Origin of the sequence: Psychrobacter sp. Ps1 (genome assembly GCF_022129425.1) — a bacterium.
Taxonomy (GTDB): Bacteria; Pseudomonadota; Gammaproteobacteria; order Pseudomonadales; family Moraxellaceae; genus Psychrobacter.
Genome location: NZ_JADQAN010000016.1, coordinates 26,723 through 53,196 on the forward strand (window position 1 = coordinate 26,723; position 26,474 = coordinate 53,196).

The following is a 26,474-nucleotide window of genomic DNA, read 5'->3' on the forward strand; positions in this document are numbered from 1 at the left end:
TTTTCTTATTTGAAAAGAGGGCTTTTTTAATGCTGTTAAAATTAGATAAGGCGAAAGTACTTACTTATTTAAAGATAGTATAAAATCTGTATTACATTAATCCAAGGGCACGTAACGTCGCTGCCCCAATCGCCATACCAAACATGCCGACAACAGTGGTAAATGCCAAAATATTAGCCGCCAATACATCATTACCACCCATTGCTTTTGCCATGACATAGCTGGCTGCAGCTGTTGGTGATGCGACCATCAAAAACAACACCCCCATATGCACGCCTGATAATCCAAAGCCAAGTCCAACAGCGATCGCAATCAATGGCGCAATGACAATTCGTCCAATGCTCGCTTGCATGGATAAGCCCGAAGGATGCAACATAGACTTTAGGTTAATACTAGCACCCGCACAGATCAGTGCTAACGGCAGAGCCACCGCTGCCAGTAAGTCGCCAGTCGTATGAATTACCCCAGTAAGCGGTGGTAACGGCAATGCTTTGTAGACGAATGCCCCAACCAATGCCAAAATCAAAGGATTGGTCAGTAACTTTTTCACAATCATCGTGCCGCGACTAACCCATGTGTCATCCACGCTTTTGGATACGCGGCTTAGGGTAATGACCGCTAAGATATTAAACAGTATCGTCACCACGCCCATATAGACCGCACCGATACTTAACCCTTGCGCGCCGTAAGCGTTGGCCACGGTTGCAAGGCCAATGATGGCCATGTTGCTACGGAATACGCCTTGTACAAACACACCTTGGTCCTCAGGACGCTTGACGAAGCGTTTGGCATAAAACTCTGCGCCAATAAATAATATAAACGTCACCAAGATACCAACAAGGATAAGCGTAATTTGCTTACCATAATCGACGTCGCTATCGACCACGCTAAAAAACAATAAACACGGCAAGCAATAATTAAAGACAAAACTTGATGCCTGATCGATAAAAGTTTGGCTTGCCTCACCGCGTCGTTGCATAAAAAAACCCAACCACATTAAGGCAAGGTTGGGTAAGACAATGGTAATAGCAAAAACAATAGCATCAATCATAAGTAGACTCAGTTCGGTGACAAGCCCATCAATATATGGACATCAGCGATACAAATTAACAAGTAGTAAGAAAATTTACTGACCTAGTATAGAGACAAAGTAGCAAGTAGGACAAGGTTACATATGACTTTCTTTTAAAATCGAACGTTTTTTTGACAAACAAAAGCCCGTAACGAAATGTCATTACGGGCTTTTATACTATAAGTGCTTTATTATAAAAGGCTTTACTACATTGCTATTATGAGTCCAATGCAGCTTTTACTTTTTTATGCTTTTTAACCGTCATCGCCAACAACTGAATAGCAGCAGGGGTTACACCGCTTACGCGTCCCGCTTGAGCTAGCGTCGCAGGACGAACTTGCGTAAGTTTCTGTACTATCTCATTCGATAGACCTGACACGATACTATAATCAAAGTCTAACGGCAGCGCCGTATTTTCTAGTCGCTTCATTTGATCGATATCTTCTTGTTGACGGTCGATATAGCCGGCGTATTTGACAGAAATCTCTATCTGCTCGCCCACTTGCGCATCGACGGTTGAGTCCGTGATAGCGGCGATATCAGCAAAATGTATTTGCGGACGCTTTAGCAAATCAAAGGCAGTCGACTCTTTAGACAGCACTTCACCAGTTTGCTCAGTGACCTGCTTACCTAAAGCATTAGCAGGCGTGGCCCACATATCTTTTAAACGTGAGGTTTCTGTCGCGATGGCTTCCATTTTTTCTTGATAGGCTTGCCAGCGTATATCGTCTACTAGACCCAGCTTGCGACCAGTCTCAGTCAAACGCTGATCAGCATTGTCTTCACGTAAGAGCAAGCGATATTCTGCACGGCTCGTAAACATACGATACGGCTCGGTAGTACCGTGGGTAATCAAGTCATCGACAAGCACACCAAGATACGCTTCATCGCGGCGCGGTGTCCACGTGTCAAACTCGCTATTATTAGTAGTGACCAATGCCGCGTTGGTACCAGCGAGCAAGCCTTGTACGCCCGCTTCTTCATAGCCTGTCGTACCATTAATCTGACCCGCAAAGTACAGACGATCAATCGACTTGGTTTCAAGCGTTGGTTTTAGGTTTTGTGGATCAAAGTAATCATACTCAATCGCATAACCTGGACGAGTAATATGGGCGTTCTCTAAGCCTTTCATACTATGAATAAAGTCTAACTGCACATCAAATGGCAAACTGGTCGAGATACCATTTGGATATAGCTCATGTGTGGTCAGACCTTCTGGCTCGATGAAAATCTGATGGCTGTCTTTATCCGCAAAGCGATGAATCTTATCTTCGATAGATGGGCAATAACGCGGGCCTACGCCTTCGATTTTGCCAGAAAACATTGGTGAACGGTCAAGGTTTTCACGAATGATGTCATGAGTACGCGCATTGGTATGGGTGATATAACAATTGACCTGCTCAGGATGCATAGAAACATCACCCATATAGCTCATCACTGGCAATGGCGTATCACCTGGCTGTACCGTCATCACGCTAAAGTCAACACTACGCGCATCGATACGAGCTGGCGTACCTGTCTTTAGACGACCAACTGGCAGCTTGAGCTCACGTAAACGATCTGCCAACTTGATAGACGGCTGATCCCCTGCACGGCCACCCTTTGAGTTTTCCATACCAATATGAATGACACCGCCCAAGAAAGTCCCTGAGGTTAATACAACCGTTTCAGTCTTAAAGACAATACCTGTAGACGTTACAACAGCCGTCGCACGGCCATTCTCTACCAAGATATCGTCAGCGGCTTGCTGGAATAAGTCTAGGTTCGGCTGGTTTTCTAACGTATGGCGAATCGCCGCTTTATACAGAATACGGTCTGCTTGCGCACGCGTGGCACGAACGGCAGCCCCTTTACGGCTGTTTAGTACGCGAAACTGAATACCAGCCTTGTCCGTTGCCAGCGCCATTGCACCGCCTAGCGCATCAATCTCACGCACTAAATGCGATTTACCAATACCGCCAATCGCAGGGTTACAACTCATCTGCCCGAGCGTCTCGATATTATGCGTCAACAATAAGGTCTGTGCGCCCATACGTGCAGCCGCCAGAGCAGCTTCTGTGCCAGCATGACCACCGCCGATCACTATCACGTCGTAATGTTTTGGGTATTGCATGTGTGCCTCACTTGACTCATAACGCTGCTGATTGCCATATCCTATTTTCAAATAAGAGAACAGTCAGCAAATAAACGTCAGTCGAATTTATAAAAAGGTAACGACTCAGATAAGTCGTTCATAATTGGTTAGGGCGTGTTCTTATTTCAAAAATGGTGATAAAAATGAGGTAAATTGCAGCCAAACAAGGAAAATAGCGCAGATAATATCAGGATACTAACCAGCTATTTGACATAGTTTGGCAATATTTAACCATTTTTAGCCCATCCAGATGCTTTTGTTCAGATTAAGAACACGCCCTGAATAACCCATAATTATAACAATTTTTTGATACTTAAAAAACGTTAGAACAAAAACTATTAAAATTAAGCAAAAAGCTCTCTACTCTAGTTACTGTTTTAATCATCATTTTGGTTATTATTGCCAGGGCTAAGCGGTACGATCTGATCTGATTGACCACTAGACAGCATATGATGGCTACCATACCCTTCTGGATTGATCTGTAGATAGGCGTTCATTTGACCAATCGCCTCACCATCATCACTGGCCAAAATCTGCTCTTTGATGAGTTCAACTGGCGGTAACGGTAAGTTTTTGAGCAGGGCCAAGCGTTGATGGTTATCACCCTTGTTTACTACCAATTCGATAAGCTGACGGGCATCAATAGGCAAATCTGGTGTATTCTGTGCCAATAACGCCAAATGATAAGCGCCTGCAGGGTCTTGGTCTACAACAATGCGCTGTTCGATAGCCACATATGTCGCTTCAGTTGCACCGCCTGCCACACTAAGCTGATGAATACACTTGAGTGCTGAGTATGACTCATTATTAGCAATCTCAATAATGCGTGTCGATTCATTTTTTAAACGTTCACGGCGCTTTTCAATCGCCGCCTGCTCAGCCGCTTCTCTTTGCTCATTTGACTGTTCGCTGGTTTGGTTATTCATAAAGCTCTCTTACTCATCTGATAATTATTATTTATATCGCTGGTATCTTGGACAATATATGGGGGTAAATCCCATAAAAACAACGAAGCCTAATGACATAGGCGCGTGAAAATACTAATGGGGACAAGAATAGATACGCTACTAACGACAATAATAGCGACAATAAAAAACCCAAATAGCCATTAAATGACTACTTGGGTTTGCTGTGCTCGTATCTTACAAAGGCTAATTGGACATTAAAGACATCCAATTAACACTTTTAAGTATTAAGCAGCAGGGCTGTTTGCTTCAACCAATGGCTTTAGCTCGCCTGATTGATACATTTGTAAGATGATGTCTGATCCACCCATCAACTCACCATCAATCCATAATTGCGGGAACGTTGGCCAATTCGCGATTTTTGGCAACGTTGCACGGATTTCTGGGTTTTCTAAAATGTTTACAAACGCAAATGGACGACCAATCTGAGTCAACACTTCGATAGAGCGCGCTGAAAAGCCACACTGTGGAAATTGCGGTGTGCCTTTCATGTAGATAATGACTTTATTGTCACGGATTTGATCACGGATCAATTGTTCAACGTCGTTTGCAGCAGTGTTTGGGGTTTGCTCACTCATAAAAGCTCCTATTGATAAAGCGGTTCATTAAAATGATTATTTATATAAAAATAATTGTGTAAAGACGTGGCTGATACATGGGGCGACTGCCGCTGTATTACAAGCACGAATTTCAATCTATGTAGGTTCGACAGCATTAGGGACTAATAATACCACGGCATTGGCCATGATGCCCTCTTGACGACCCGTAAATCCCAATTTTTCAGTCGTGGTCGCTTTTACACTGATATTGCTAATATCTGTTTGTAAGTCGCTAGCGATATTAGCGCGCATTGCTGGATTATGCGGCGCTAACTTTGGACGCTCGCACATTACCGTAATATCAGCATTACCTAGGCTATAACCAGCCTCTTGCACTTTACTATAAACATAACGCAGCAATACTCGTGAATCCAATCCAGCATGTGCCGCATCGGTATCGGGAAAATGCTGCCCGATATCGCCAAGCGCCAATGCACCAAGTAGCGCATCAGCCAATGCGTGCAAGACCACATCACCATCAGAGTGTGCCAGCAAACTGTGAGTATGCTCAATAGGCACGCCTGCTAGAATGACATATTGCTGCTGCTGACCATTATTATGAAAAGCATGAACATCGATACCTTGACCAATTTTTATCATTATTATTCCAAGATGAGTTAAAGGTGATTAAAATAATTCAAAACCACTATCTGAATTTTCAAAGTGGTTTTACTAGTAGCCAGACACCATCGGTCGCCACCAGTTTCAATTAACTGGTATAATATGACGTTTATTTTATCATAATACCAGATCCAAAAGACAAGCTGACGTTGCTGTGCTGAGACTACGTATTGTAGTGATTGCATAACGCTTGGCGTCGGCATGTACTTTGGATAACGTATAAATAGTTGAGCCGTTTTATGTCAGCCATACAAAATACCTCAAGCACAACCGTTTCTGAGTCTTTTAATGCTCATCGCCCTTTAACACTTGCTGATGTCGAAAATCCTAGTACCAAGCATGTGATTGTCGGTATGTCAGGCGGGGTCGATTCTTCTGTATCAGCCGTATTACTTCAACAGGCAGGCTTCAAGGTCGAAGGCTTGTTTATGAAGAACTGGGAAGAAGATGACGGCACCGAATACTGTACGGCGATGGATGATTTAGCAGACGCGCAAGCCGTATGTGACAAAATCGGTATGAAGCTGCACACGGCCAACTTTGCTATGGAATACTGGGATCGCGTATTCGAGCACTTTTTGGCAGAATATAAAGCAGGACGCACCCCAAACCCTGATATCTTGTGCAATAAAGAAATTAAGTTTAAGGCGTTTTTGGACTATGCGTTGACCCTTGGGGCAGATTATATCGCTACAGGTCACTATACGCGCCGCAGTGTGAACTATACCAATGCCGAAGGTGATGAGGTTGCACAGCTCTTACGCGGTCTTGATAATAATAAAGATCAAAGCTATTTCTTGCATGCGGTTGGCGGTGACAAAATCGCCAAAACGCTATTTCCCGTTGGTGAGCTTGAAAAGCCAGTGGTACGTCAAATTGCTGAAAATCATGACCTAGCGACGGCTAAAAAGAAAGACTCTACAGGCATTTGCTTTATTGGTGAGCGCCGTTTTAAAGACTTCTTACAGCAATATTTGCCTGCCCAAAAAGGCGAGATACTTACTGATGATAATAAAGTCATCGGTACTCATGATGGCCTCATGTATTACACATTGGGTCAACGCGGCGGCATCGGCATTGGCGGCGTTAAAGACCGTCCGGAAGAACCATGGTTTGTATTGGCAAAAGACTTAGAGAAAAACCGTTTAATCGTCGGTCAAGGGCATGAACATCCCATGCTAATGAGCAACGAGCTAAAAGCCTATAAGCTTGATTGGATTGATGGTTTACCACCTGCGGATGTGTTTAGCGACGAAGGTCTAGCCTGTATGGAGAAGTCTCGCTATCGCCAGCCAGACCAAGCGTGTCGCGTATTTGCGACCAATGCCGATGGCAGCGAAGTGCGCGTGGTATTTGATGAGCCACAGCGCGCCGTCACCCCTGGTCAGTCAGCGGTATTTTATATCGATGAAGTATGTCTAGGCGGCGGCGTGATTGAATCTATTGATGCACCTTGCGGATTTTAATTGATTCCTAAGACCCAACCTAAAGCACAGATGTTGACGCAGTGAATAGATTGAGTTTAACGAGCGTCAACATCGCTTTATTTGCATAGACCGCTTTTTTAATATCATATTTCTGCTATATTACGCGCAACGATTTTGACGTCGTTTATTATATGGTAATTTTTCATCCAGACTCTTGCAGTTTTTTATTTCATAACTACTGAGGCATAACCATGACCCCACTTACCGCTCTCTCTCCAATTGATGGTCGTTACGCATCAAAGGCTGACAGCTTACGTCCTTATTTATCTGAATTTGGTCTAATCAAAGCTCGCGTTACGGTAGAGATTCGCTGGTTGCAGTCTTTAGCTGACAACAGCGCAATTGGTGAATTAGCAGCATTTGATGACCAGACCAACGCTTTTTTGAATGCAATCGTTGATGATTTTAGCGAAGCAGATGCTCAAGCTATTAAAGACATCGAAGCGACGACCAATCATGATGTAAAAGCGGTTGAGTACTTTATCAAAGACAAGTTCCGTGGTCAGGATGCCTTGATTGACTCACTTGAGTTTATTCACTTTGCCTGTACCAGTGAAGATATCAATAACCTATCGTATGCGTTGATGCTCAAAGACAGCCGCGAGTTAGTCGTTGCGAAAATGCAGCAAGTGACTGATAGCATCGTCGACTTATCTATTGCTCATGCTGATCAACCAATGTTATCACGTACACATGGTCAGACAGCCAGTCCAACGACACTTGGTAAAGAAATGGCAAACGTAGCCTATCGCCTAGCCCGTCAAATCAAGCAAATCAATCAAGTAGAGCTATTAGGTAAAATTAATGGTGCCGTTGGTAACTATAATGCGCATTTTTCAGCGTACCCTGATGTCGACTGGCAGAGCCATGCTGAAGCGTTTATCAAACAGCGTCTAAAGCTAACATTTAACCCTTATACGACTCAAATTGAGCCACACGACTATATCGCTGAATTGTTTGATGCCGTTAAGCGCTTCAATACAATCTTGATCGATTTCAACCGTGATATTTGGCAATATATTAGCTTAGGCTATTTTAAACAGCGGCTAAAAGACGGTGAAGTTGGCTCTTCTACCATGCCGCATAAAGTTAATCCAATTGACTTTGAAAACTCTGAAGGTAACTTGGGCGTTGCCAATGCGATGCTGGCCCATTTGGGTGAGAAGCTACCAATTTCACGTATGCAGCGTGACCTATCTGACTCAACGGTGCTGCGTAATATCGGTGTTGGCCTAGCACAGAGCATGATTGCGTTTGATGCTTGTTTAAAAGGTGTTGGTAAACTTGAACTAAATGAACAGCGTTTAAATGATGACTTGAATCAAGCGCAAGAAGTATTGGCAGAGCCGATTCAAACGGTCATGCGTCGCTACCGCGTTGAAAACCCGTATGAGAAACTAAAAGCATTAACTCGTGGTAATGCCATGACTCGTGAAGCCATGCTAACGTTTGTCGAAAGCGATGAGCTATCGGCGGTTAGTGATGCGGATAAAGAACGCTTACGTGCATTGACGCCTGCTACTTATATCGGTAATGCCGCTGAGCAAGCACGCGCTATTAAAGAATGGATTGCCAAGCTGTAATAACTGATAAGAGTATACTTGTAATAAGATCGGACTAGAAAGGTAGGAGCGCCTAGTATTATTTACTCGCTCCTATCTTGATAGCATTTTTATCTTATTAAGTTGTTATCTTAATAGCTATTATCTGAATAAATAGTAACCTTACTTTGAACGCTATGATTGGTTTTGATTCGATTGCTTTTGACTCAAAACCCATAGTTGATAAGTAAGGTTTTATTTTTTATCATCATCGTCATCACTGTCGCCTGGTATGATGGCTTTACCTACAGCAACGGTTCCTTTGACCACGCCTTTGGTAGTTTTATAAGCGATTTTTGCGGGTACTGTGACGATTTTATGGACACAGGCTTGTAGCAAAAACACGCTAGCGATAATGACAACAAAATGCAGCTTTTTCATAACGTTCCTACGATTGAGTGGATGCTCTGATGACAGCTATTATTTTGATAATCGTTATTGTTTATATGTACTATATAAACGTCACCAAAATAATAGACATCAAATAGATGACAATCTTAAACTATTAAAACCTTCCTATAAAGCATCCCTTATTATTAATCTTGTACACCGCCAAAATATGGATTTATCAATGACTTCTATTCCTCTTTGTTTACCCGACTCTATCACGCCTGAGCAATTCCTGACTGAATACTGGCAAAAGAAGCCACTGCTTATTAAGCAAGGGTTGCCGCAGCTAGTTGATATGTTTGAGCCAGATGACATGATTGGTCTTGCACTTGAAGAAGATGCTAGCGCAAGACTGCTGACTCAAGCAGCCAGTAAAAAAGAAGGTCAGGCACAGTGGCAACTTAAAAAAAGCCCACTGAATGAGACTGATTTTGAAAACCTACCAGAGCAATGGACCGTATTGGTACAGAATCTTGAGCAATGGTCGCCAGAGCTTGGTCAGTTGTGGCAAGCGTTTGACTTTATTCCGCAATGGCAGCGCGATGACATCATGGTCTCTTATGCGCCAGCAGGTGGGTCGGTCGGTAAGCATTATGACGACTACGATGTGTTTTTGGCACAAGGCTATGGCTCTAGACGTTGGCAGTTAGGCAAATTCTGTGATGACCAGACAGAATTTGTTGCTGATGAGCCGCTTCGTTTATTTGACGACATGGGCGAGCTTATTTTTGATGAGATACTAGAAGCGGGTGATGTGCTTTATGTACCGCCGAAATTATCACATTTCGGTGTAGCACAAAATGACTGTTTGACTTTCTCGTTTGGTTGCCGCCGTCCAAACCTGATGCAAATCATCGATAGTGTGGCCGATATTGCGACTAACGACAGCAAGCTATTTATCCCGATGCTACTACCGCAAGCGCTACAAGCGTCAGGTGAATTGCAAGCAGATAGTATTGCCGCTATCAAGGCGCAATTGCTAGAGATGCTACAATCTGATCGCGGTGATGATATGACTCGCCAAGCAGTTTCTGAAGTAGTTAGTAAACGCCAATATGATGCGCTGATGCCAGAAGATACGTTAGATACCGATGAGCTAATACAGGCCCTATCAGAAGGGGCCACATTGCAGGCGGACTATAGCAACCGCCTACTCTATAGCCAGACCGATGATGGCACTGTACTGTATGCTAATGGTCAACGTATCGATGGGCTTGATGAATCGGCGATAGCAGTACTAGTACGCTTGGCTAATGGTGAAGCATTGCAGCATAGCGATGTCACCAATGTCGATGCAGACGATTTAAGCGAATGGCTAGAGAACGGCTGGGTATGGGTTGATATTGCTGAATAACATTCTATAATCAATCTTCAGCTAAATAACGCAAACAAAAAAAACCGCTAACTGATAATGACTCAGATAGCGGTTTTTTCTTATACATCTTATGCAATCACTAGTTTGGTAGTTATAGCGCTACCAAACACCGCTTAGCCTTTATAAAAGTTGATATAAAAGCGAAGCGGATTCGTAATTAATGCAGTGATTCTACTCTGTACCAAGCTCAAGCAAGCTCGCGTTACCACCGATTGCTGTGGTATTGATAGTCTTGACTCGCTCAGTGACAAAACGATGTAGGTAGTCAGGCGTTAGCATTTCTGACAAGCCTTCCATATCAGTAACACTAATAACCTGCGTCAAAATACCGTCAGTATTGGCAAGCTCTTGACTGACGGCTTGCACTTCGCTGCGGCTACCAGAGACAGCCACTTGCGCTAGACGATCGATATATAAAAGCGTCACTGTTTGCGAATCATTAGCCACACTCAATACATCTTCGCTGATACCTGTATCGTGCAATATCTTAGCAGCTTCATTACACATCTCATCTTGGCTTGGGCAATGCAATATAACTTCATTACCTGTTAGGAGTGCCGCGATAAGCTGACCCAATACTGCCATGGCTCTAGCAGTTTCGCCGCCGATGACCATCGTCTTACCACGACCAGTTACATACAAGTCATTAGACTCGCCTGTTGCCCCTGTCATACGATGCATCTCATCCAAGCTAGGCGCAGCGCTCAACAAATGGTTGAATAAACGCTTTGCTTTATTGGCATCACCAGTGAGCAATGCCAGTTTTGGAATGGCTGCTTGTAGATACGTTGCGCGATTCACTGCGCCGAGTAATCGCCAAGATTCACAAACCTGGGCATGATTTTTTTTGAATTCAGTCGCCATGTTGCTACTCCTTATGCGAGTTCTGTTTGAGTGGTAGTTTGGGTTTCGGTCGCTGTCATATGAGCAGCTGACTGTTCAGCGTTGACTGTTTCTGAGCTAAGTTGCATGAGACGCGCGACATAGTGCGGGCCACCAGCTTTAGGGCCAGTACCTGATAGACCACAACCACCGAATGGCTGTACGTTTACGACCGCGCCGATTTGGTTACGGTTGATGTAAGTGTTACCGACAAATGCACGGCGCTCAATGTGCTCAACAGTATTTTCAATACGGCTATGGATACCTAACGTCAAACCGAAGCCTGTGTTGTTGATAGCATCAATCAGCTTATTCAAATCACGCGCTTGATAACGCAGTACGTGTAGAATTGGGCCAAAGTGTTCACCACCGATCACATCGATGCTCTTCACTTCAATTGCGGTCGGCAATACAAAGGTAGACTTCTCTTGACTGACGACTGAGCTTGAGCTCATGGGCGTCTGTGCCAAAATAGTAGCAGTCGGCTCAGCACTCATACGTTCGATGTGCGCCTCTAAACCATGCTTAGCATCCGCATCAATTACTGGACCTACATCTGTCGCAGCATATAGAGGATTACCTACAGACAGCTCAGCCATATTACCTTGCAATAGCTCAATTAAATCATCGGCCATCTCTTCTTGTACACACAATATGCGACAAGCTGAACAACGCTGACCTGCTGAACCAAATGCTGATAGTACCGCATCTCTAACGACTTGCTCTGGCAGTGCCGTTGAGTCAACGATCATCGCATTTTGACCGCCAGTCTCAGCGATAAAGACAGGCAACTCACCGCTAGCTTGTGCATGGTCGTTTAGGCTTTGGTTGATACGTTGGGCTGTTTGAGTAGAGCCTGTAAATATCACCCCTGCGATATTGTCAGCCGCCGTCAAAGCGCCACCTACGTCGCCTGCACCAATGACCAATTGCAATGCTTCTGCTGGTATACCCGCTTGATACATCAACTGTGCACCAAAGTGAGCTACCAAACTGGTTTGTTCAGCAGGTTTCGCTACTACCGTATTACCTGCAGCAAGTGCAGCTACAATCTGTCCCGTATAGATAGCCAATGGGAAGTTCCATGGACTAATACAAACGAAAGTACCGCGTGCTTTATACACTTGACGAGACTGCTTGCCAGCCAAGTCTGTGAACTCATGTACGACGTCATCTAGACGCTCTGCTTCGTCAGCATAGAAACGACAGAAATCAACGGCTTCTTTGATTTCATCAATACCGTCTTGCATGGTTTTACCCGCTTCAACTTGGCATAGGGCCATTAGTTCAGCGTAGTTTTCTTCGTATAGCTCAGCAATCTTACGTAATATCTCAGCACGCTTAGCAGCTGGTACATTTTTCCATACATCTTGACCAGCAACAGCAACGTCAATCGCTTGGCGAGCCACTTCAGCGTTAGCATAAGTTACTTTACCAGCACTAACTTCATGGTTCCAAGGCGCAAGTACAGTCTGCGTATCAAGTTGATTCGTTTGACCATCTACTTCATAGGTATCAATAGCCTTGCCATTAATGATAGAGGTTGCTGACCATGTCTTATGCAGATGGCTATCAATAGCTGATTTGAACGGCAGCCATTGTGACTCTACAAAGATATTAGGGCCGAAACTTGCACGACGTTCACCGTAAATCTCTAACGGTAACGGGATGTCTGGATTGTGCAATGTTGCATTACCAAGCAGCTTGTCGTATGGATGCACTGTTAGCTTTTCGATTGGATAAGACTTATCTAGCAACTGATGAACAAACGAGCTGTTGGCACCGTTCTCAAGCAAGCGGCGTACCAAGTACGGTAGCAAGTCCTTATGTGCACCTACTGGCGCATAGATACGTACAGGAATCTCATAAGCTTGCAAAATATGATCATAAAGCGCATCACCCATGCCGTGCAGACGTTGGAATTCAAAATCTCTATGTGCACTCATGGTCATGATTGAAGACAGTGTATGCGCATTATGCGTTGCAAACTGTGGCCAGATTAGCCCGCGCAGATGGTCTGACAATAAGAAGCGCGCACAAGCAAGGTATGCAGTATCCGTACCTTCTTTACGTGTCCAAACTGGATAGCCTGATAGGCCTTTTTGCTGAGCAAGTTTGATCTCAGTATCCCAGTAAGCGCCTTTTACTAGACGTACTGGTATACGATCACCGACTTCAGTAGACAAACGAGCAAGCCATGCTAATACAGCGATAGCACGTTTAGAGTACCCTTGTACAACGATACCTAAACCATCCCAGTCCGCCGTTAAATTATCACGGTACAAAGACTCAAACAGTTTGAGAGAAATCTCAAGGCGATCTGCTTCTTCAGCATCAATACTGATATCGACATTGACTTCACGTGCCGCTTCAATCAATAGCAGGCAGCGCTGACGCAATAAGCCCATTACTTGCGCTTCTTGCGTGGCTTCATAGCGAGGATGCAGTGCTGATAATTTGATAGACACTGACGGCTTTGGCATGCCTTCTTTGACTTTTACGTTCGCCGTAGCTCTGATCGCATGTAGATAGTCATTGAAGTATTTTTCCGCATCTTTATGCGTGATGGCCGCTTCACCTAACATATCAAATGAATAGGTATAGCCTCTATTACGATATGGCTGGCTGTTTTTATTGGCGTCTTCGATGGTCTCGCCCAATACAAACTGATGGCCCATGATACGCATGGCTTTTTGCATCGCACTACGAATGACAGGCTCGCCCATCTTCTTGGTCATGCGATCCAAGAAACCTGATGCAGTGGTGCTGCTATCAATACTGACAACGCGACCAGTCATCATCATGCCCCAAGTAGAGGCATTGACCATAAAGCCATTGTCATTTTTGATGTGCTTTTTCCAGTCAGCCACACTCATTTTGTCATGAATCAACGCATCAGCCGTATAGTTGTCTGGCACACGAATCAAGGCTTCTGCCAAGCTCATTAGCAAGATACCTTCTTGGGTATCAAGGCTATACTCAAGCAATAATGAGTCAACCATCTTGACGGCTTTACCATCATTACGTACGTGCTCGACCAGTTTGCGCGTTTGCTCAGCAGCAGCATCGCGTTCTTCTATACTGGGTTTGGCAAGTGGCAATAACTCAGACAACCAACGTTCTTCATCGGCGCTATATAGCGGTGAGATACGCTTATTTAGCTCTTCTGCTGACTGGGCGAGATACTCAGGCGACAGCATATCAACAGGATTAAACAAGATCGGCTCTTGCGGGGTAAACTGGTCTACTGGGTTCATAATAACTCCATAACTATCGTTTAAAAACCATAATAAATGGTGCTTTAGGAAGTCTGATCGTCCTGTATAACTGCTCATAACCGCTATCAAAAAATAGTGGTTATTGACGGAGATTCACAGCAATAATCAAAAGACCAAACGGCGCCATCACAAAACTAAAAATCCAGCATAGGCTGGAGACGGTTAAGTAGGTCGTTCGACTGTTAAACGGGCTACGTTAACAATACAAAGGCAACAACGAAAAGCTAAGCGGCATTAGTGCCTTCTTCTTGTTAGTAGTGAAAGGAGTGTGATGACCAAATATCGCCTTATTGAACCGAAAAATCGCTCTAATAATCACAAATCTGTCATCTTTGGTGATGCTAATTCACTGTAAGAAAAACCTCTACGGCGTTGATTGAGGTGATGCGCTTAACTCGGCTATAATATCACGAAAGTTTTTTTCAAACTAACGAAATTTATTATTTTCATAAATTAATATATATCTAAATAACAATAACTTACAAGCACTTTATTGGCCATGACGCTTTGGTTACGTTTTTTTGTTTACTATTGCTCATAGTTTGGCATCACCCTACTTAATACTGGTATCAGAAATACTAAACATTTAACCCCAAGAATACCGAGCTTAAATTAAGACGATAGTCTTATAATGATGACAAAAAAAACCCTCCTTATCATCAGCTGATAAGGAGAGTTTCTTGTTTGAGACGCTATCTAATGTCTCACAATGCGTTGCATTATAAGAAGATAATTTTGAACAACAATATAGCAGTCAAAATCCAGACCGCGATACTGATATCTGCAAACTTTCCTGCAATTGCTTTTACAGCCGTAAAGGTAATAAAACCAAGTGCGATACCGTCAGCGATAGAGTATGTAAGCGGTGTGAATAGCAATACCACGACCACTGGTGCTGCTTCTGTTAAGTCGCTCCAGTTAATGTCCTTTAGAGTACCCATCATGAGTACGGCTACATAAAAGATAGCGCCAGCCGTTGCATAAGCTGGAATCATACCTGCTAATGGCGAGAAGAAGATACTGAACAGGAATAACACACCTACCGTAACAGCCATCAAGCCTGTACGGCCACCTGAGGCGATACCAGAGATACTCTCAATATAGCTGGTCGTCGATGAAGTACCCAATAGAGAACCCGCTACTGTCGCTGTTGAATCAGCAAGTAGTGCTTTGCCCATGTTCGGGATATTGCCATCTTTGTCCGTTAATTTTGCTTGGCTAGTGGTAGCAATCAAAGTACCAGCAGTATCAAACAAATCGACAAATAAGAAAGCAAAGATAACACTGATCATGCCCACATCAAATGCACCAGCAATGTCTAACTGCATCAGCGTCGGTGCAATAGAAGGCGGTGAAGAGATGATACCTGTGAACTGTGTATAGCCCATTAATAAGCTAATCAACGCAACCAATAAAATACCAATGGTTACCGCACCTGGGACTCTCTTGTAAGACAGACCAATGATAACAACAAAACCTAATGAAGCCATGACAGGACCGAATGATGTCATGTCACCAAGACCAACTAAAGTTGCATCATGATTGACGATGATGCCTGCGCTTTGCAATGCAATAAACGCCAAGAACGCACCAATACCAGCAACTACGCCGTTCTTGAGGGATGTTGGAATAGCATTAATAATTGCTTCACGAATCTTAAATAGACTCAATAGTACAAAGATACAACCAGACAAGAACACCGCACCTAGCGCTGTCTGCCATGCGTAGCCCATACCAAGCACCACACCATAGGTAAAGAAGGCATTAAGACCCATACCTGGTGCAAGCGCAACTGGTAGTCGGGCGTAGATACCCATGATGAAACAACCTACTGCTGCTGCTATACAGGTCGCTACAAATACGGCCCCTTTATCCATACCCGCATCGGCTAAGACGTTAGGGTTGACAAAGATAATATAAGCCATCGTCAAGAACGTGGTTATACCAGCGATGATTTCTGTTTTGATCGTGGTATTTTCACCATTAATCCCAAAATAGCGTTCAATTGCATTCATAAGTGTCGCCCCCGACTGGATAATAAAAAGTCATCATTACCTAAAATTAAACATGACCTCAGCGAAAAAATAACGATGCCACAATAAGAATAATGTAGTAACAAAGCGTAACATATTAGACCAGTTATCTTACAAACTCAATCGTTGATAATATCTATCTCGTACAAAATAGGATTTTGAGAGACTTCAAGACTATTGGCCAAAAAAGCCACATGAAAAGTTATATATAGTCATGTTGCCCTACGCTATTCGAAAAACTACTTTCTATTCGTCATTAAGGTAATATTCGGTTTGAGTCATTAGTTTTAGGTAATAAGTATTTGCTCGGTCATTATTCATGTTATCCAACTAACTATTGAATGAATCAATAGCAGCCCAACCAAATAGTCGTTTAACACATTAATAATGACCTTTCTCTCATTTAGAAGTAAACTAGGGGGTTATTATACCGATACCTAAATCGCGATACTTACCGTTGCAGCATTTTTCTAAGCACAGTTACAAATTTTTAGTGAAGAAACGTGCTGCGTATTAAATACTAAAAAGTAAATAATGTTTGTTTATGGGTTGTCTGGTTCGGATATCACTATTCCAGCCAGCTGTTATCAATTATTCGTGAGTCCATTACATGCCTGAATCATTAAATATTGTCGATCTTATTACCCAAGCCAGTCTATTGGTGCAGATTGTGATGGCACTACTGTTATTAGCTTCTTTGCTCAGCTGGGTTATTATCTTTCGCATGAGTGCGCGACTTGGTACAGCCAAAAACTTTGATCAACAATTTGAGACTTGGTTTTGGTCAGGCGAAGACTTAGCCAAGCTATACCAAGGCATTCAGGGTTCTCCTGACCGTCAAGGACTTGAGCAAATTTTTTATGTGGGCTTTTCAGAATATCTAAGAATGCATAAAAAGCGTCAACCTAAAGACGACATTATCGATGGTGTTGAACGCAAGCTACGCGTCGGCCTAGGTCGCCAGCAGCAATTGCTAGAGTCGGGACTGACGACGCTAGCCAGCATTGGCTCCGTTGCTCCGTACATCGGATTGTTCGGTACAGTGTGGGGCATTATGAATGCCTTTTTGGGACTGTCTCAAACTGAGCAAGCTACCCTCGCCTCTGTCGCTCCCGGTATCGCCGAAGCACTGATTGCCACAGCCATGGGTTTGTTTGCCGCTATCCCTGCGGTATTGGCATACAACCACTTCACAGCAAAATCGAGCCAACTATATGACTCGCGTGCCCTATTTTGTGATGAGATGACGGGCATGCTGCAGCGTGAGACCAGCGTACAAGCACCTATTAGCAAAGAAACCCAAGTTAATGCAGGTCAGGTGACAGGGCTATGAAACCAAACCCCTACGGCCGTGAAAAAAAAGCTCTTAATGCAGAAATGAACGTCGTACCTTACATTGACGTCATGCTGGTGCTACTGGTGATCTTTATGGTGACAGCGCCGATGCTGATTACAGGCGTCGATGTTGATTTGCCAAAAGAACAAACCAATACCATGAGTCAAAGCCAATTACCTGTGATTGTCTCGTTGACTGACAAGGGTGATATTTTTATCAGTTATGGAAGCAATGTTGACGTGCCTGTAAGTGAGCCTGAGCTGATTAATACATTATCTAATCTACAGTCTCAGAGCGATAATAGTAACGCTGAGCCAGTACAGGTAATGATCAATGCTGATCAAAACAATCAATATGGTGCCATCATGACACTCATGGCAACCTTGCAACAAGCAGGTATCGAAAAAGTTGGGTTACTGACCGGCGCACCACTACCCACGCCTTCTTTATAGTGATAAGCGTCCTTTAGTAAATATCTTATATCACAATAGCCAATCCTAGTAATCCATCTGATAAATCACGTTCATGAGTATCCTTACCATGCATAATGCTCCTGCCGTCTATGTACCTACCGAACCAGAAAGCAACGGCCTAACACTGCCGACGTTGCTAAGCTTACTGGCGCATGTCCTTGTCATTGGCATACTGGTTTATAACTATCAAACTACTGAGGTTGAGACTGCTGGTAGTATCGAGACGGTCATGGTATCTCCTGAGCAACTTGCTGAAATGCAAGGACAAATACTGGCCAACCGTGCAGCAGCCAGCGCAATGCAGATGGATAGCAGCACTAGCGACTCGTCCAGTAGTGCCCAGCCAGAAATATCTGGTAGTAGCGTCAGTGCACAAAATCTAAGTCAGTCAAGCTCTCAACGTGTCCCTGTATTTACACGATCTGAGGAGCCAGCTGATCAACCCATACTGATGAGCGAAGACCATCAACAACGTCTGCTTGAGCAAAATCAAGAGTATGAGCGCAAAATGGCTGAGTGGGCAGCACAACTAGACGAATCCGCTATGGAAGAGCTTGACCAAGTCGATCAAAGCAAACGCGACCAGCTCATAGAAGAACAAAAAAGACTCGGAGAGTTTCGTCAAAAGCAGAACAATCCACCAAAGATAAAACGTCCCACTGCTAGCGATCGCAATATTGAGATTGATACTGCCGGCTCTGGCAATGCAGGGAAAACTTTTAGCCTGTCAGATGGGCAATCTACTATATCTGGTGATACGTCAACCTCTAGTACGTCCAAGGGTAGTAGTCGTTCTGCATCCAGTGGCAGTCGCGGTGCTAGCAACAGCGAAATCATCAATTTAATCAAGCGCAACTATACGCCGCCTACCGCCGCGCGAGGTTCTACTCAACGCGCCACCCTGACCATCACTGTCAATGCAAATGGCGATGTGATCAATGTGACCGCCTCTGGACCTGATAGCACGGTCAACGAAGCGGCAAGACAAGCGGTACTCAATACTGGCAGTCTCCCAATTGATGCTGATGACCCTAAATACCCGACTTTCACCATACAGTTTAAAGGCAGCAATTAATCAGTTGCTAGGTCCTTATAATATTGGTAACGTGACGTTAAGCGGCTTGTATCGCACAGGTTGCTGCCTCATCTAGATGCTTGTCTCATTAAATAAAAAATGAATGTCATACTAATTTTAGGAGCTCCATTTACTCATGCGCACCCACAAAAAACTACTAGTCTCATTACTCGCCAGCACTTCAGCATTGCTGATATCGCAAAGCGTGCTCGCTGCACCTGTTGTACTAGAATTGGACTATGAGATTCCGGTTCAGCAAAACCAAGTTGCGTTTGTATCGTTTGCGGGTGACTCTGTCTTATCACCGATTATATTAAATGACTTGAGTAAAACCGAGCTAAAAGTAGCCCATCAAGATCTACCACAGCAGCCGCACAGCAGTAAAGAGCTGACAGGTACATTACCCGTTTGGCAAAGCATGGGCATACCGTATCTGGTTGTCGGCAGTACGCGTACCAATCGTGGCAAAATAATCACCGATTATGAAGTCATCGATGTCAAATCTGGTCGTGTGATAGAAGGCAAGCAAAGCCTAACCGCCGACAATAATAGGGAAAGTATGCGTTATGCCGGTCATGTCATCGCAGACAAAGTGTACGAGCTGATTACTGGTATTCCAGGGGATTTCTCAGGACGCATTGCTTATATTGAAGAAACAGGAACTGGCAAACAAAAGATCTCTCGTCTCAAAGTAATGGATGCTGATGGCGAAAACGCTAGAACCATTACTGAAGTGGCAGGCTCTATCTTCTCACCAGCATGGTCACCTGATGGCAACCGTATCGCCTACTCGGTACAACGTGAGAAATCATATCCTGTTATCTACGTGCAAAACGTCAGTGGCGGCGGTGCAACTGCTCTGACGCCTTTTTCAGGTAGTAACCTAAGCCCCTCGTTCTCTCCTGATGGTAGCAAGATATTATTCTCTAGTAGTTTTGAAGGTAGCGCTGATATCTATGAGATGAGTGCCAGCGGCGGTACACCTAGAAGGCTTACCAATTTACCAAGCAGTGAAGTACAACCAAGCTATGCACCAGACGGCAAATCTTTCGTTTTTGTCAGTGATAAGACTGGCTTTAACAAGCCGCAAGTATATCGCTACGAGTTTGCCACAGGACAAACAACTAAAGTGTCAAACGGTGGTTATGCAACCAGCCCGCAGTTTAGCAGCGACGGAACACAAATTGCCTTTTTGAGTGGACGCTCAGCCGCGATTATGAATAGCAATGGTGCGGTGACGACCAACCTTGGTAATACGGGTATCGATGAAGCCCCAAGCTTCTCACCCAATGGCAAGCGCGTGGTCTATGCGTCAACCCAAGGCGGCAAAGGTGTACTAACGATTAAATCATTGAATGGTGGCGAAGCGTTCGGTAAATCAGGACAAGGCATCATCCGCTCACCCGTATGGTCATCAAGTCCAAAGTAATTTAGGCAGCTTAGGCAACTGAAACACAACGTTAGAATTTACTCATACAAAAAGCCTCAATCATATTCATTATGATTAAGGCTTTTTTGTGTCATAAGCTGCTAGAAGAAAAGTGATAAAGCCTACTGTTAGTAAAACCTGCCCGCCGTCTTATGCACTCTTCTTAGGCACCCTTCATTCGAACTCATTTTTATTTTTTATTAGTAACAAACCCGTAAACCTGGTAGTACCAAAAAAAACATTGCAATGACTTGTATTTTACCTATACCCTAAATAGACCTGACTAATTGGTCAGGTTGTTTAAATATTAGCCAACATATATTAGCCATTTTTATTATTTATCTTACAGACGGATGCGTACCCCTATTGTTTACATCGATAAAAAACAAGTCAAGGATTGGGTTAAGACTTTGACCTCGTGATCTACCACATTGTCTGATATCTATAGTTAAGCGGGTGCTAAGCAGTTATTTTAGGAGGAAACCACCATGAGTGAAAACGTTCCAGCGAATACCGATTTACTGTACAGACTGCATGACCGTCCTACCCCCATTAAAGCATTTTTAGGTGCTATACAGCACGTACTTGCAGCGTTTGTAGGTATCATCACACCCTCTCTTATCATAGGTGGCACATTAGGTTTAGGAGAGCATATACCCTACCTTCTCAGTATGTCATTGATAGTATCTGGCGTTGCAACCTTTATTCAGACCCGTAAAGTAGGTCCTGTTGGCTCTGGCCTCATGGCATTACAAGGCACTAGCTTTGGATTTTTGGCAGCGGTACTGACAGCAGGTTTTGTGGTAAAAAACCGCGGCGGTGGTCCAGAAGAGATTTTATCCGTTATTTTTGGTGTTTCATTTCTCGGTGCATTTGTTGAGATATTTTTGAGTCAATTTATCACCAAACTCAAATCATTTATGAGCCCTATTGTTACTGGCTGTGTGATTGTCACGATTGGTTTGTCCCTAACAAAGGTAGGTCTCACTGATTTGGCAGGTGGGTTTGGTGCTGAGGATTTCGGTAGTATTCCAAACCTACTCTTAGGTGGTGGCGTACTCGTCAGTGTGGTGCTCATTAGCATTATTAACAATAAGGTTATTCGCTCAAGTGCTATCTTTATCGGTCTGATGTTAGGCTTGCTCGCTGCCGTATTTATGGGGCGCATTGATTTTTCATTGGTGTCTGAAGCGGATTTTTTCACCGTTCCCATTCCCTTCAAATATGGTTTTGGTTTTGATTGGCAGGCATTTATTCCCATTGCCTTTATGTACATCATTACCAGTATTGAGACCTCGGGTGATTTGACCGCTACCTCAATGATATCAGGTGAACCGATCAAAGGCCCTCTCTATGAGAAACGCATCAAAGGCGGTGTACTAGGAGATGGTGTTAACTCTCTGATTGCGGCGATATTCAATACCTTCCCTGTGACAACCTTTAGCCAAAACAACGGTGTAATCCAGATGACGGGTATTGCCAGTCGCTATGTGGGTTTCTATGTGGGCGGCATTCTATGCCTGATGGGGCTATTCCCCGTCCTTGGTGCTATTTTTACCCAATTACCGAAGCCTGTTGTTGGCGGCGTCACGCTACTGATGTTTGCGACGGTAGCGACTGCTGGTATTCGTATCTTATCTACCGTGCAATTCACGCATCGTAATGTCTTAATCATTGCCACCTCACTGGGTCTGGCAACGGGTATCGCCTTTGTCCCTGATGTACTGTCACAAACGCCCCAGTTCTTTCAGAATATCTTTGGCTCAGCGGTAACGATGGCAGGGATTGTGGCCATCACCCTTGATATGATTTTACCTCAAAACTATGGCATCGAGTTTGATACCAAAGCACAGCATGCAAAAGACAAATTAGAACCAACGCAAGAAGTCGCTTAATGCTAAACACAAGCTAGGGCTGAACATATCGAAGTGTTTCGCCGTAAACGAGGTGCACAGAAAAATAGAAATAATCTGTGCACTTCGCTGATTAAGCACCTGACTTATTAAATAGGCACCCTGTCAAATAGGTACCTTGTCATTATTCAAGGCCACAGCCTTTTAAAATAAAAGGCACCAGAAAGTCTGCCGCACGTGCTTCATCTGCTGCGTCATACGCCGTCTTATCCATCAATCCAACGATTTCAATCTCGAATTCAGCATAACGTTGGGTAGTCGCCCAAATCAAAATCAGTAGTTGTAGAGGGTCAGTAATTCCAATTTTGCCTTGCTTGTGCCACTCTTTCATTACCTGTGCTTTATCGTGTACCCACTCCTTCATCGTGGTGGACATAAATTCATGCAAATGCGGTGCACCGCCGATGACTTCAATCGCAAATAGTTTATGACGACTTGGATTGACAAAGGCTTGATGTAGCTTGGTACGGACGAATTTTTCGATGACTGTTTTTGGGTCGCTATCTACTGTCATGGTTACCAAACCTTCGTTCCATTCTTGAATGATCGAACGCAGCACTGCCATGTAGAGATTCTTTTTGTTTTTAAAGTAGTAGTGAACATTAGCTTTAGGCAAGCCTGCTCTATCGGCAATACCCTGCATCGTAGCGCCGCGATAGCTTTGGAGCACAAACTCTTCTTCAGCTGCCGCTAAGATAAGCGCTTGGTTCTGTGCGCGAATGGCTTGTTGGCTACGGTGCGAGGGCGTATCAGTCACTGAGGTTTCTTCCTTTTGATTATTTTGAGTCATAGCAGTGGTATCTCACTTTAAGAGACAGGTTCGACAAAATAGTCGCTATATTTTGCTGTGTATTCTTGTATAAATACATAGATTTGATCAGCATAACCTGTTAAATAAAAATATTTCGCATAAAACAGTTGACCAATTAGTCAGGTTTTAGCAAAATGGGAACTGTAAATCAATTACGCCGTCATTAATCACTTCTTGCCATACGTTTTGGACGGCTAAAATATCAGTGTTTCCTTAGCAAATCTGTTTCATATTGTCAGTTCACTATAACTTGAAATTATGCAAAGCGTATATAAGCGCCAAAGCTCTGACTACGAACACATAGACTATCAGCTTTTGATGTTAAGCAAATTAGTAGCGACTAGCTTAATCAAATCAGCCATAAAGCTGAAGCAACCGCTACTTATCAAAATTACTGCTTGTACCTATAAGTTTATGCAAATAATCATAAGGTATAAACCTCTATCAAACATTTATCGCCCGACACAGATAACGGGCTACCCTATTAGAAAAGGATGTCATCGTGAGCTTAACCTTAGCGCAATTCAACGATTTATCACAAGAAGTCGCCATCGCTCAGCTATTGACTTGCTGCACCAGTAAAAGCTGGGCTTATAAACTTGCAGACGCCCGCCCTTTTGTAGACGTTGATGCACTGCTAACAAGTAGCGACGCTATCTGGAACAAAGTACAAAATGATGAGGCTAACTTATTAGAAGCGTTTGATGGGCATCCACAAATCGGCAACGTAGCATCTCTAAAAGAGAAATACCGCAACACACAAAGTAGCGCCGCACACGAACAATCAGGCGCTAACGATGCAGCAGACGAAGTCCTCGAAGCACTTGCCAAAGGAAATCGCGACTATCTTGATAAATTTGGTTTTATTTTTATTGTCTTTGCGACGGGTAAAAGCGCGCAGCAAATGCTGGATCTACTATTAGCGCGCTTGCCTAATGATCGTGCCACAGAGCTTGCCAATGCAGCCGCTGAGCAAAATAAAATTACGCGTCTACGTTTAAACAAACTACTAGACAATGCTTAGACAGGCAAATAGTAGTCGCAGAGTTAGGCTAGTATTTTAACCCGATTTATATTTCTCACAAATTTAAAGGAAGCATTATGTCTGCCACCCTATCATCACATATCTTAGACACTCATCTTGGCAAACCTGCCGCTGATGTCGCCGTTACCTTACACCGCGTACAAGACAATGGTGTCGCCACATTACTAGCGCATGGTACAACCAATAGTGATGGCCGTGTCACACCAGACGCTTGGCAGTTTGATACAGCTATCGATAGCACAGAGCGTCAGCTAAATATTGGCCGCTATACCGTAACGTTCGATACTCAGTCTTATTTTGATGCTCAGCAGCTGACAGCATTTTATCCGCAAGTGGTTATCGACTTTGTAGTAAACGATGCCAGTCATTATCACGTACCGCTCCTGCTTAGTGCTCACGGTTATAGCACTTATCGCGGATCGTAGCTTTGGTGCTGTTTAGCTCTCTGCTTTGTTTTTAGCTTGCAAGAAATACTATCAAAAGAAATTACCAAGACATTTTATTAAGACACTGTCATATTAAAGGACATTTATTACATGGGCGCCTATCTTCTCGAATGGTTGAGTTTATTTTTCCGCTGGTTTCATGTTATCGCTGGGGTAGCATGGATTGGTGCATCGTTTTATTTTGTGTGGCTAGATCTAAGCCTACGCAAACCGCCACAGTGGAAAACAGACAAAGGCATTTCAGGTGATCTTTGGGCTGTCCATGGCGGCGGGTTTTATGAAATTGCCAAATACAAACTCGAACCAGAGGAGATGCCAAAGACGCTACATTGGTTTAAGTGGGAAGCTTATACCACTTGGCTAACGGGTGCGGCGATGATGTCTATTGTCTATTATGCCAATGCAACTGCCTACCTAATTGACCCAAGCAAAGTGCCGTTTACTAGTATCGGTGCCATTGCCACCAGCTTGCTTTTCTTATTTGGCAGTTACTTCATTTATGAAGTGATCGTACGCAGTCATTTGGGTAAAAACGCGTTTATCTTTAGTACCTTGATTTTTATCTTGCTGGTCATCGCGAGCTGGGGCTCTTATCAGCTGTTTAGTGATCGCGCTTCGTTTATTCATATCGGTGCCATCTTGGGCACGGTGATGGTAGGTAACGTATTCTTCGGTATCATGCCGGCTCAGCGTGCGCTCGTTGACTGTGTGCGGCGCGGCGAAAAACCGGGCAAAGAAGTCGCTGAATTGGCACTGCAAGCCAAAAACCGCTCACTGATGAATAACTACTTTACCCTGCCGCTCATCTTTACCATGATTAGCAACCACTATCCGATGATGTATGCTCATGAAAAAGGTTGGTTGGTCTTGGTGTTTGTTGGCGTTATCACTGCAACGGCACGTCATTACTTTAACCAAAAGCATTTGGGTCATAAAAAACCGCGCTACTTGGTCATTCCAGCCGTATTAACTGTATTATTAATTATCTGGATGCGACCTGAGCCGATTGAGCCAGCGCCAGCAATGCCTGCTACTACTTCAGTAGCACCTACGACAACTGATAGCACGCCGCCAGCTACAAGCGCGACTACTAACTCAAGCACTGATGCTGTTGCTAACGCTAATACCAATTCTAATAGTAATGCTACTAATAGCGTTAACAATGATGCCGCTATTGCTGAAGCCGTACCAGTGAGCGCGTCAGCAGATGACGCCATGATGGATGTCGTGCATACGCGCTGTAGCACCTGTCATGCGGTACAACCGACACAGCAAGGCTTTGCCGCGCCGCCAGCAGGAATCATTTTGCAAACACCAGAAGACTTAAAAATTCATAAAGCGAAAATCGTCACTGCGGTACAGACTGGCTATATGCCGCTTGGTAATATTACTCAGCTGACGGATGCGGAGCGCCAACAGCTCGTGGCCTATGCATCATCACTTTAATTTTTGATAAAAAATAACTGTCCTTTACAAGCAATATTTAAATAAATATCTAAGGCTCTAGCG

21 protein-coding genes are annotated in these 26,474 nt (G+C 43.9%); 11 read left to right on the plus strand and 10 right to left on the minus strand.

Annotated elements, in window-relative coordinates:
• Positions 1-91: 91 nt before the first annotated feature.
• The 5 genes from I3249_RS09330 to ispF form a co-directional block, all read right to left on the minus strand.
• Positions 92-1,051, minus strand: a complete 960-nt coding sequence (locus I3249_RS09330) for an AEC family transporter (RefSeq protein WP_114701038.1) — start codon at positions 1,049-1,051, stop codon at positions 92-94.
• 238 nt (positions 1,052-1,289) lie between these two features.
• On the minus strand, positions 1,290-3,185 hold the full coding sequence (mnmG, locus tag I3249_RS09335; protein WP_238069711.1) for a tRNA uridine-5-carboxymethylaminomethyl(34) synthesis enzyme MnmG: 1,896 nt from the start codon (positions 3,183-3,185) through the stop codon (positions 1,290-1,292).
• Between the two features lie 398 nt (positions 3,186-3,583).
• Entirely contained in the window at positions 3,584-4,132 is a 549-nt protein-coding gene (locus I3249_RS09340; protein ID WP_238069713.1) for a hypothetical protein, read from the minus strand.
• A 266-nt stretch (positions 4,133-4,398) separates the two neighbouring features.
• A complete protein-coding gene (grxD, locus tag I3249_RS09345) occupies positions 4,399-4,749 on the minus strand; it encodes a Grx4 family monothiol glutaredoxin (RefSeq protein WP_057759647.1) in 351 nt (116 codons plus the stop codon).
• A gap of 117 nt (positions 4,750-4,866) precedes the next feature.
• The gene (gene ispF / locus I3249_RS09350) at positions 4,867-5,370 is read right to left on the minus strand and encodes a 2-C-methyl-D-erythritol 2,4-cyclodiphosphate synthase (RefSeq protein ID WP_201571428.1); all 504 of its coding nucleotides are present in this window, start codon (positions 5,368-5,370) and stop codon (positions 4,867-4,869) included.
• Positions 5,371-5,630: 260 nt separating this feature from the next.
• Between ispF and mnmA the strand changes: the two genes are divergently transcribed.
• The gene (gene mnmA, locus I3249_RS09355; RefSeq protein ID WP_269137237.1) at positions 5,631-6,857 is read left to right on the plus strand and encodes a tRNA 2-thiouridine(34) synthase MnmA; all 1,227 of its coding nucleotides are present in this window, start codon (positions 5,631-5,633) and stop codon (positions 6,855-6,857) included.
• 212 nt (positions 6,858-7,069) lie between these two features.
• On the plus strand, positions 7,070-8,461 hold the full coding sequence (gene purB, locus I3249_RS09360) for an adenylosuccinate lyase (RefSeq protein ID WP_238069715.1): 1,392 nt from the start codon (positions 7,070-7,072) through the stop codon (positions 8,459-8,461).
• Between the two features lie 213 nt (positions 8,462-8,674).
• Here purB and I3249_RS09365 read toward each other — a convergent pair whose 3' ends face one another.
• Positions 8,675-8,860, minus strand: a complete 186-nt coding sequence (locus I3249_RS09365; protein ID WP_057759633.1) for an NF038104 family lipoprotein — start codon at positions 8,858-8,860, stop codon at positions 8,675-8,677.
• 190 nt (positions 8,861-9,050) lie between these two features.
• Here I3249_RS09365 and I3249_RS09370 point away from each other — a divergent pair, with 190 nt between their 5' ends.
• Positions 9,051-10,223 carry a cupin domain-containing protein gene (locus I3249_RS09370; protein ID WP_238069716.1) on the plus strand — a complete coding sequence of 391 codons (1,173 nt, stop codon included), beginning with the start codon at positions 9,051-9,053 and terminating at the stop codon, positions 10,221-10,223.
• Positions 10,224-10,415: 192 nt separating this feature from the next.
• Here I3249_RS09370 and I3249_RS09375 read toward each other — a convergent pair whose 3' ends face one another.
• The 3 genes from I3249_RS09375 to I3249_RS09385 all read right to left on the minus strand — a co-directional run bounded on the left by I3249_RS09375 (position 10,416) and on the right by I3249_RS09385 (position 16,419).
• Entirely contained in the window at positions 10,416-11,108 is a 693-nt protein-coding gene (locus tag I3249_RS09375; RefSeq protein ID WP_057759629.1) for a 1-pyrroline-5-carboxylate dehydrogenase, read from the minus strand.
• An 11-nt stretch (positions 11,109-11,119) separates the two neighbouring features.
• Positions 11,120-14,383 (minus strand): bifunctional proline dehydrogenase/L-glutamate gamma-semialdehyde dehydrogenase PutA, encoded by a 3,264-nt coding sequence (putA, locus tag I3249_RS09380; RefSeq protein WP_238069718.1) that lies wholly within the window; start codon positions 14,381-14,383, stop codon positions 11,120-11,122.
• Positions 14,384-15,123: 740 nt separating this feature from the next.
• Positions 15,124-16,419 (minus strand): NCS2 family permease, encoded by a 1,296-nt coding sequence (locus tag I3249_RS09385; protein ID WP_101204806.1) that lies wholly within the window; start codon positions 16,417-16,419, stop codon positions 15,124-15,126.
• A 628-nt stretch (positions 16,420-17,047) separates the two neighbouring features.
• Here I3249_RS09385 and tolQ point away from each other — a divergent pair.
• From tolQ to I3249_RS09410, 5 genes are all read left to right on the plus strand, one after another.
• Positions 17,048-17,770: a protein TolQ gene (tolQ, locus tag I3249_RS09390; protein WP_102092824.1), complete on the plus strand. Its 723-nt coding sequence runs from the start codon at positions 17,048-17,050 to the stop codon at positions 17,768-17,770.
• A complete protein-coding gene (gene tolR, locus I3249_RS09395; protein ID WP_238069720.1) occupies positions 17,767-18,225 on the plus strand; it encodes a protein TolR in 459 nt (152 codons plus the stop codon). The genes tolQ and tolR overlap by 4 nt, the downstream gene beginning before the upstream one ends.
• An 88-nt stretch (positions 18,226-18,313) precedes the next feature.
• The gene (locus I3249_RS09400) at positions 18,314-19,321 is read left to right on the plus strand and encodes a cell envelope integrity protein TolA (RefSeq protein ID WP_238069722.1); all 1,008 of its coding nucleotides are present in this window, start codon (positions 18,314-18,316) and stop codon (positions 19,319-19,321) included.
• A gap of 136 nt (positions 19,322-19,457) precedes the next feature.
• Complete coding sequence (locus I3249_RS09405; protein WP_238069725.1) at positions 19,458-20,750, plus strand: translocation protein TolB; 1,293 nt, start codon at positions 19,458-19,460, stop codon at positions 20,748-20,750.
• 488 nt (positions 20,751-21,238) lie between these two features.
• Entirely contained in the window at positions 21,239-22,645 is a 1,407-nt protein-coding gene (locus tag I3249_RS09410) for a nucleobase:cation symporter-2 family protein (RefSeq protein ID WP_238069727.1), read from the plus strand.
• A 142-nt stretch (positions 22,646-22,787) separates the two neighbouring features.
• Here I3249_RS09410 and I3249_RS09415 read toward each other — a convergent pair whose 3' ends face one another.
• Complete coding sequence (locus tag I3249_RS09415) at positions 22,788-23,453, minus strand: TetR family transcriptional regulator C-terminal domain-containing protein (RefSeq protein ID WP_057759606.1); 666 nt, start codon at positions 23,451-23,453, stop codon at positions 22,788-22,790.
• Positions 23,454-23,976: 523 nt separating this feature from the next.
• On the opposite strand from I3249_RS09415, the gene uraD reads away from it, so the two are divergent.
• The 3 genes from uraD to I3249_RS09430 all read left to right on the plus strand — a co-directional run bounded on the left by uraD (position 23,977) and on the right by I3249_RS09430 (position 26,411).
• Entirely contained in the window at positions 23,977-24,498 is a 522-nt protein-coding gene (gene uraD, locus I3249_RS09420; protein ID WP_101204800.1) for a 2-oxo-4-hydroxy-4-carboxy-5-ureidoimidazoline decarboxylase, read from the plus strand.
• Between the two features lie 77 nt (positions 24,499-24,575).
• Entirely contained in the window at positions 24,576-24,944 is a 369-nt protein-coding gene (gene uraH, locus I3249_RS09425; RefSeq protein ID WP_057759601.1) for a hydroxyisourate hydrolase, read from the plus strand.
• Positions 24,945-25,055: 111 nt separating this feature from the next.
• Positions 25,056-26,411: a urate hydroxylase PuuD gene (locus I3249_RS09430; protein WP_238069729.1), complete on the plus strand. Its 1,356-nt coding sequence runs from the start codon at positions 25,056-25,058 to the stop codon at positions 26,409-26,411.
• The last annotated feature ends 63 nt before the right edge of the window (positions 26,412-26,474 follow it).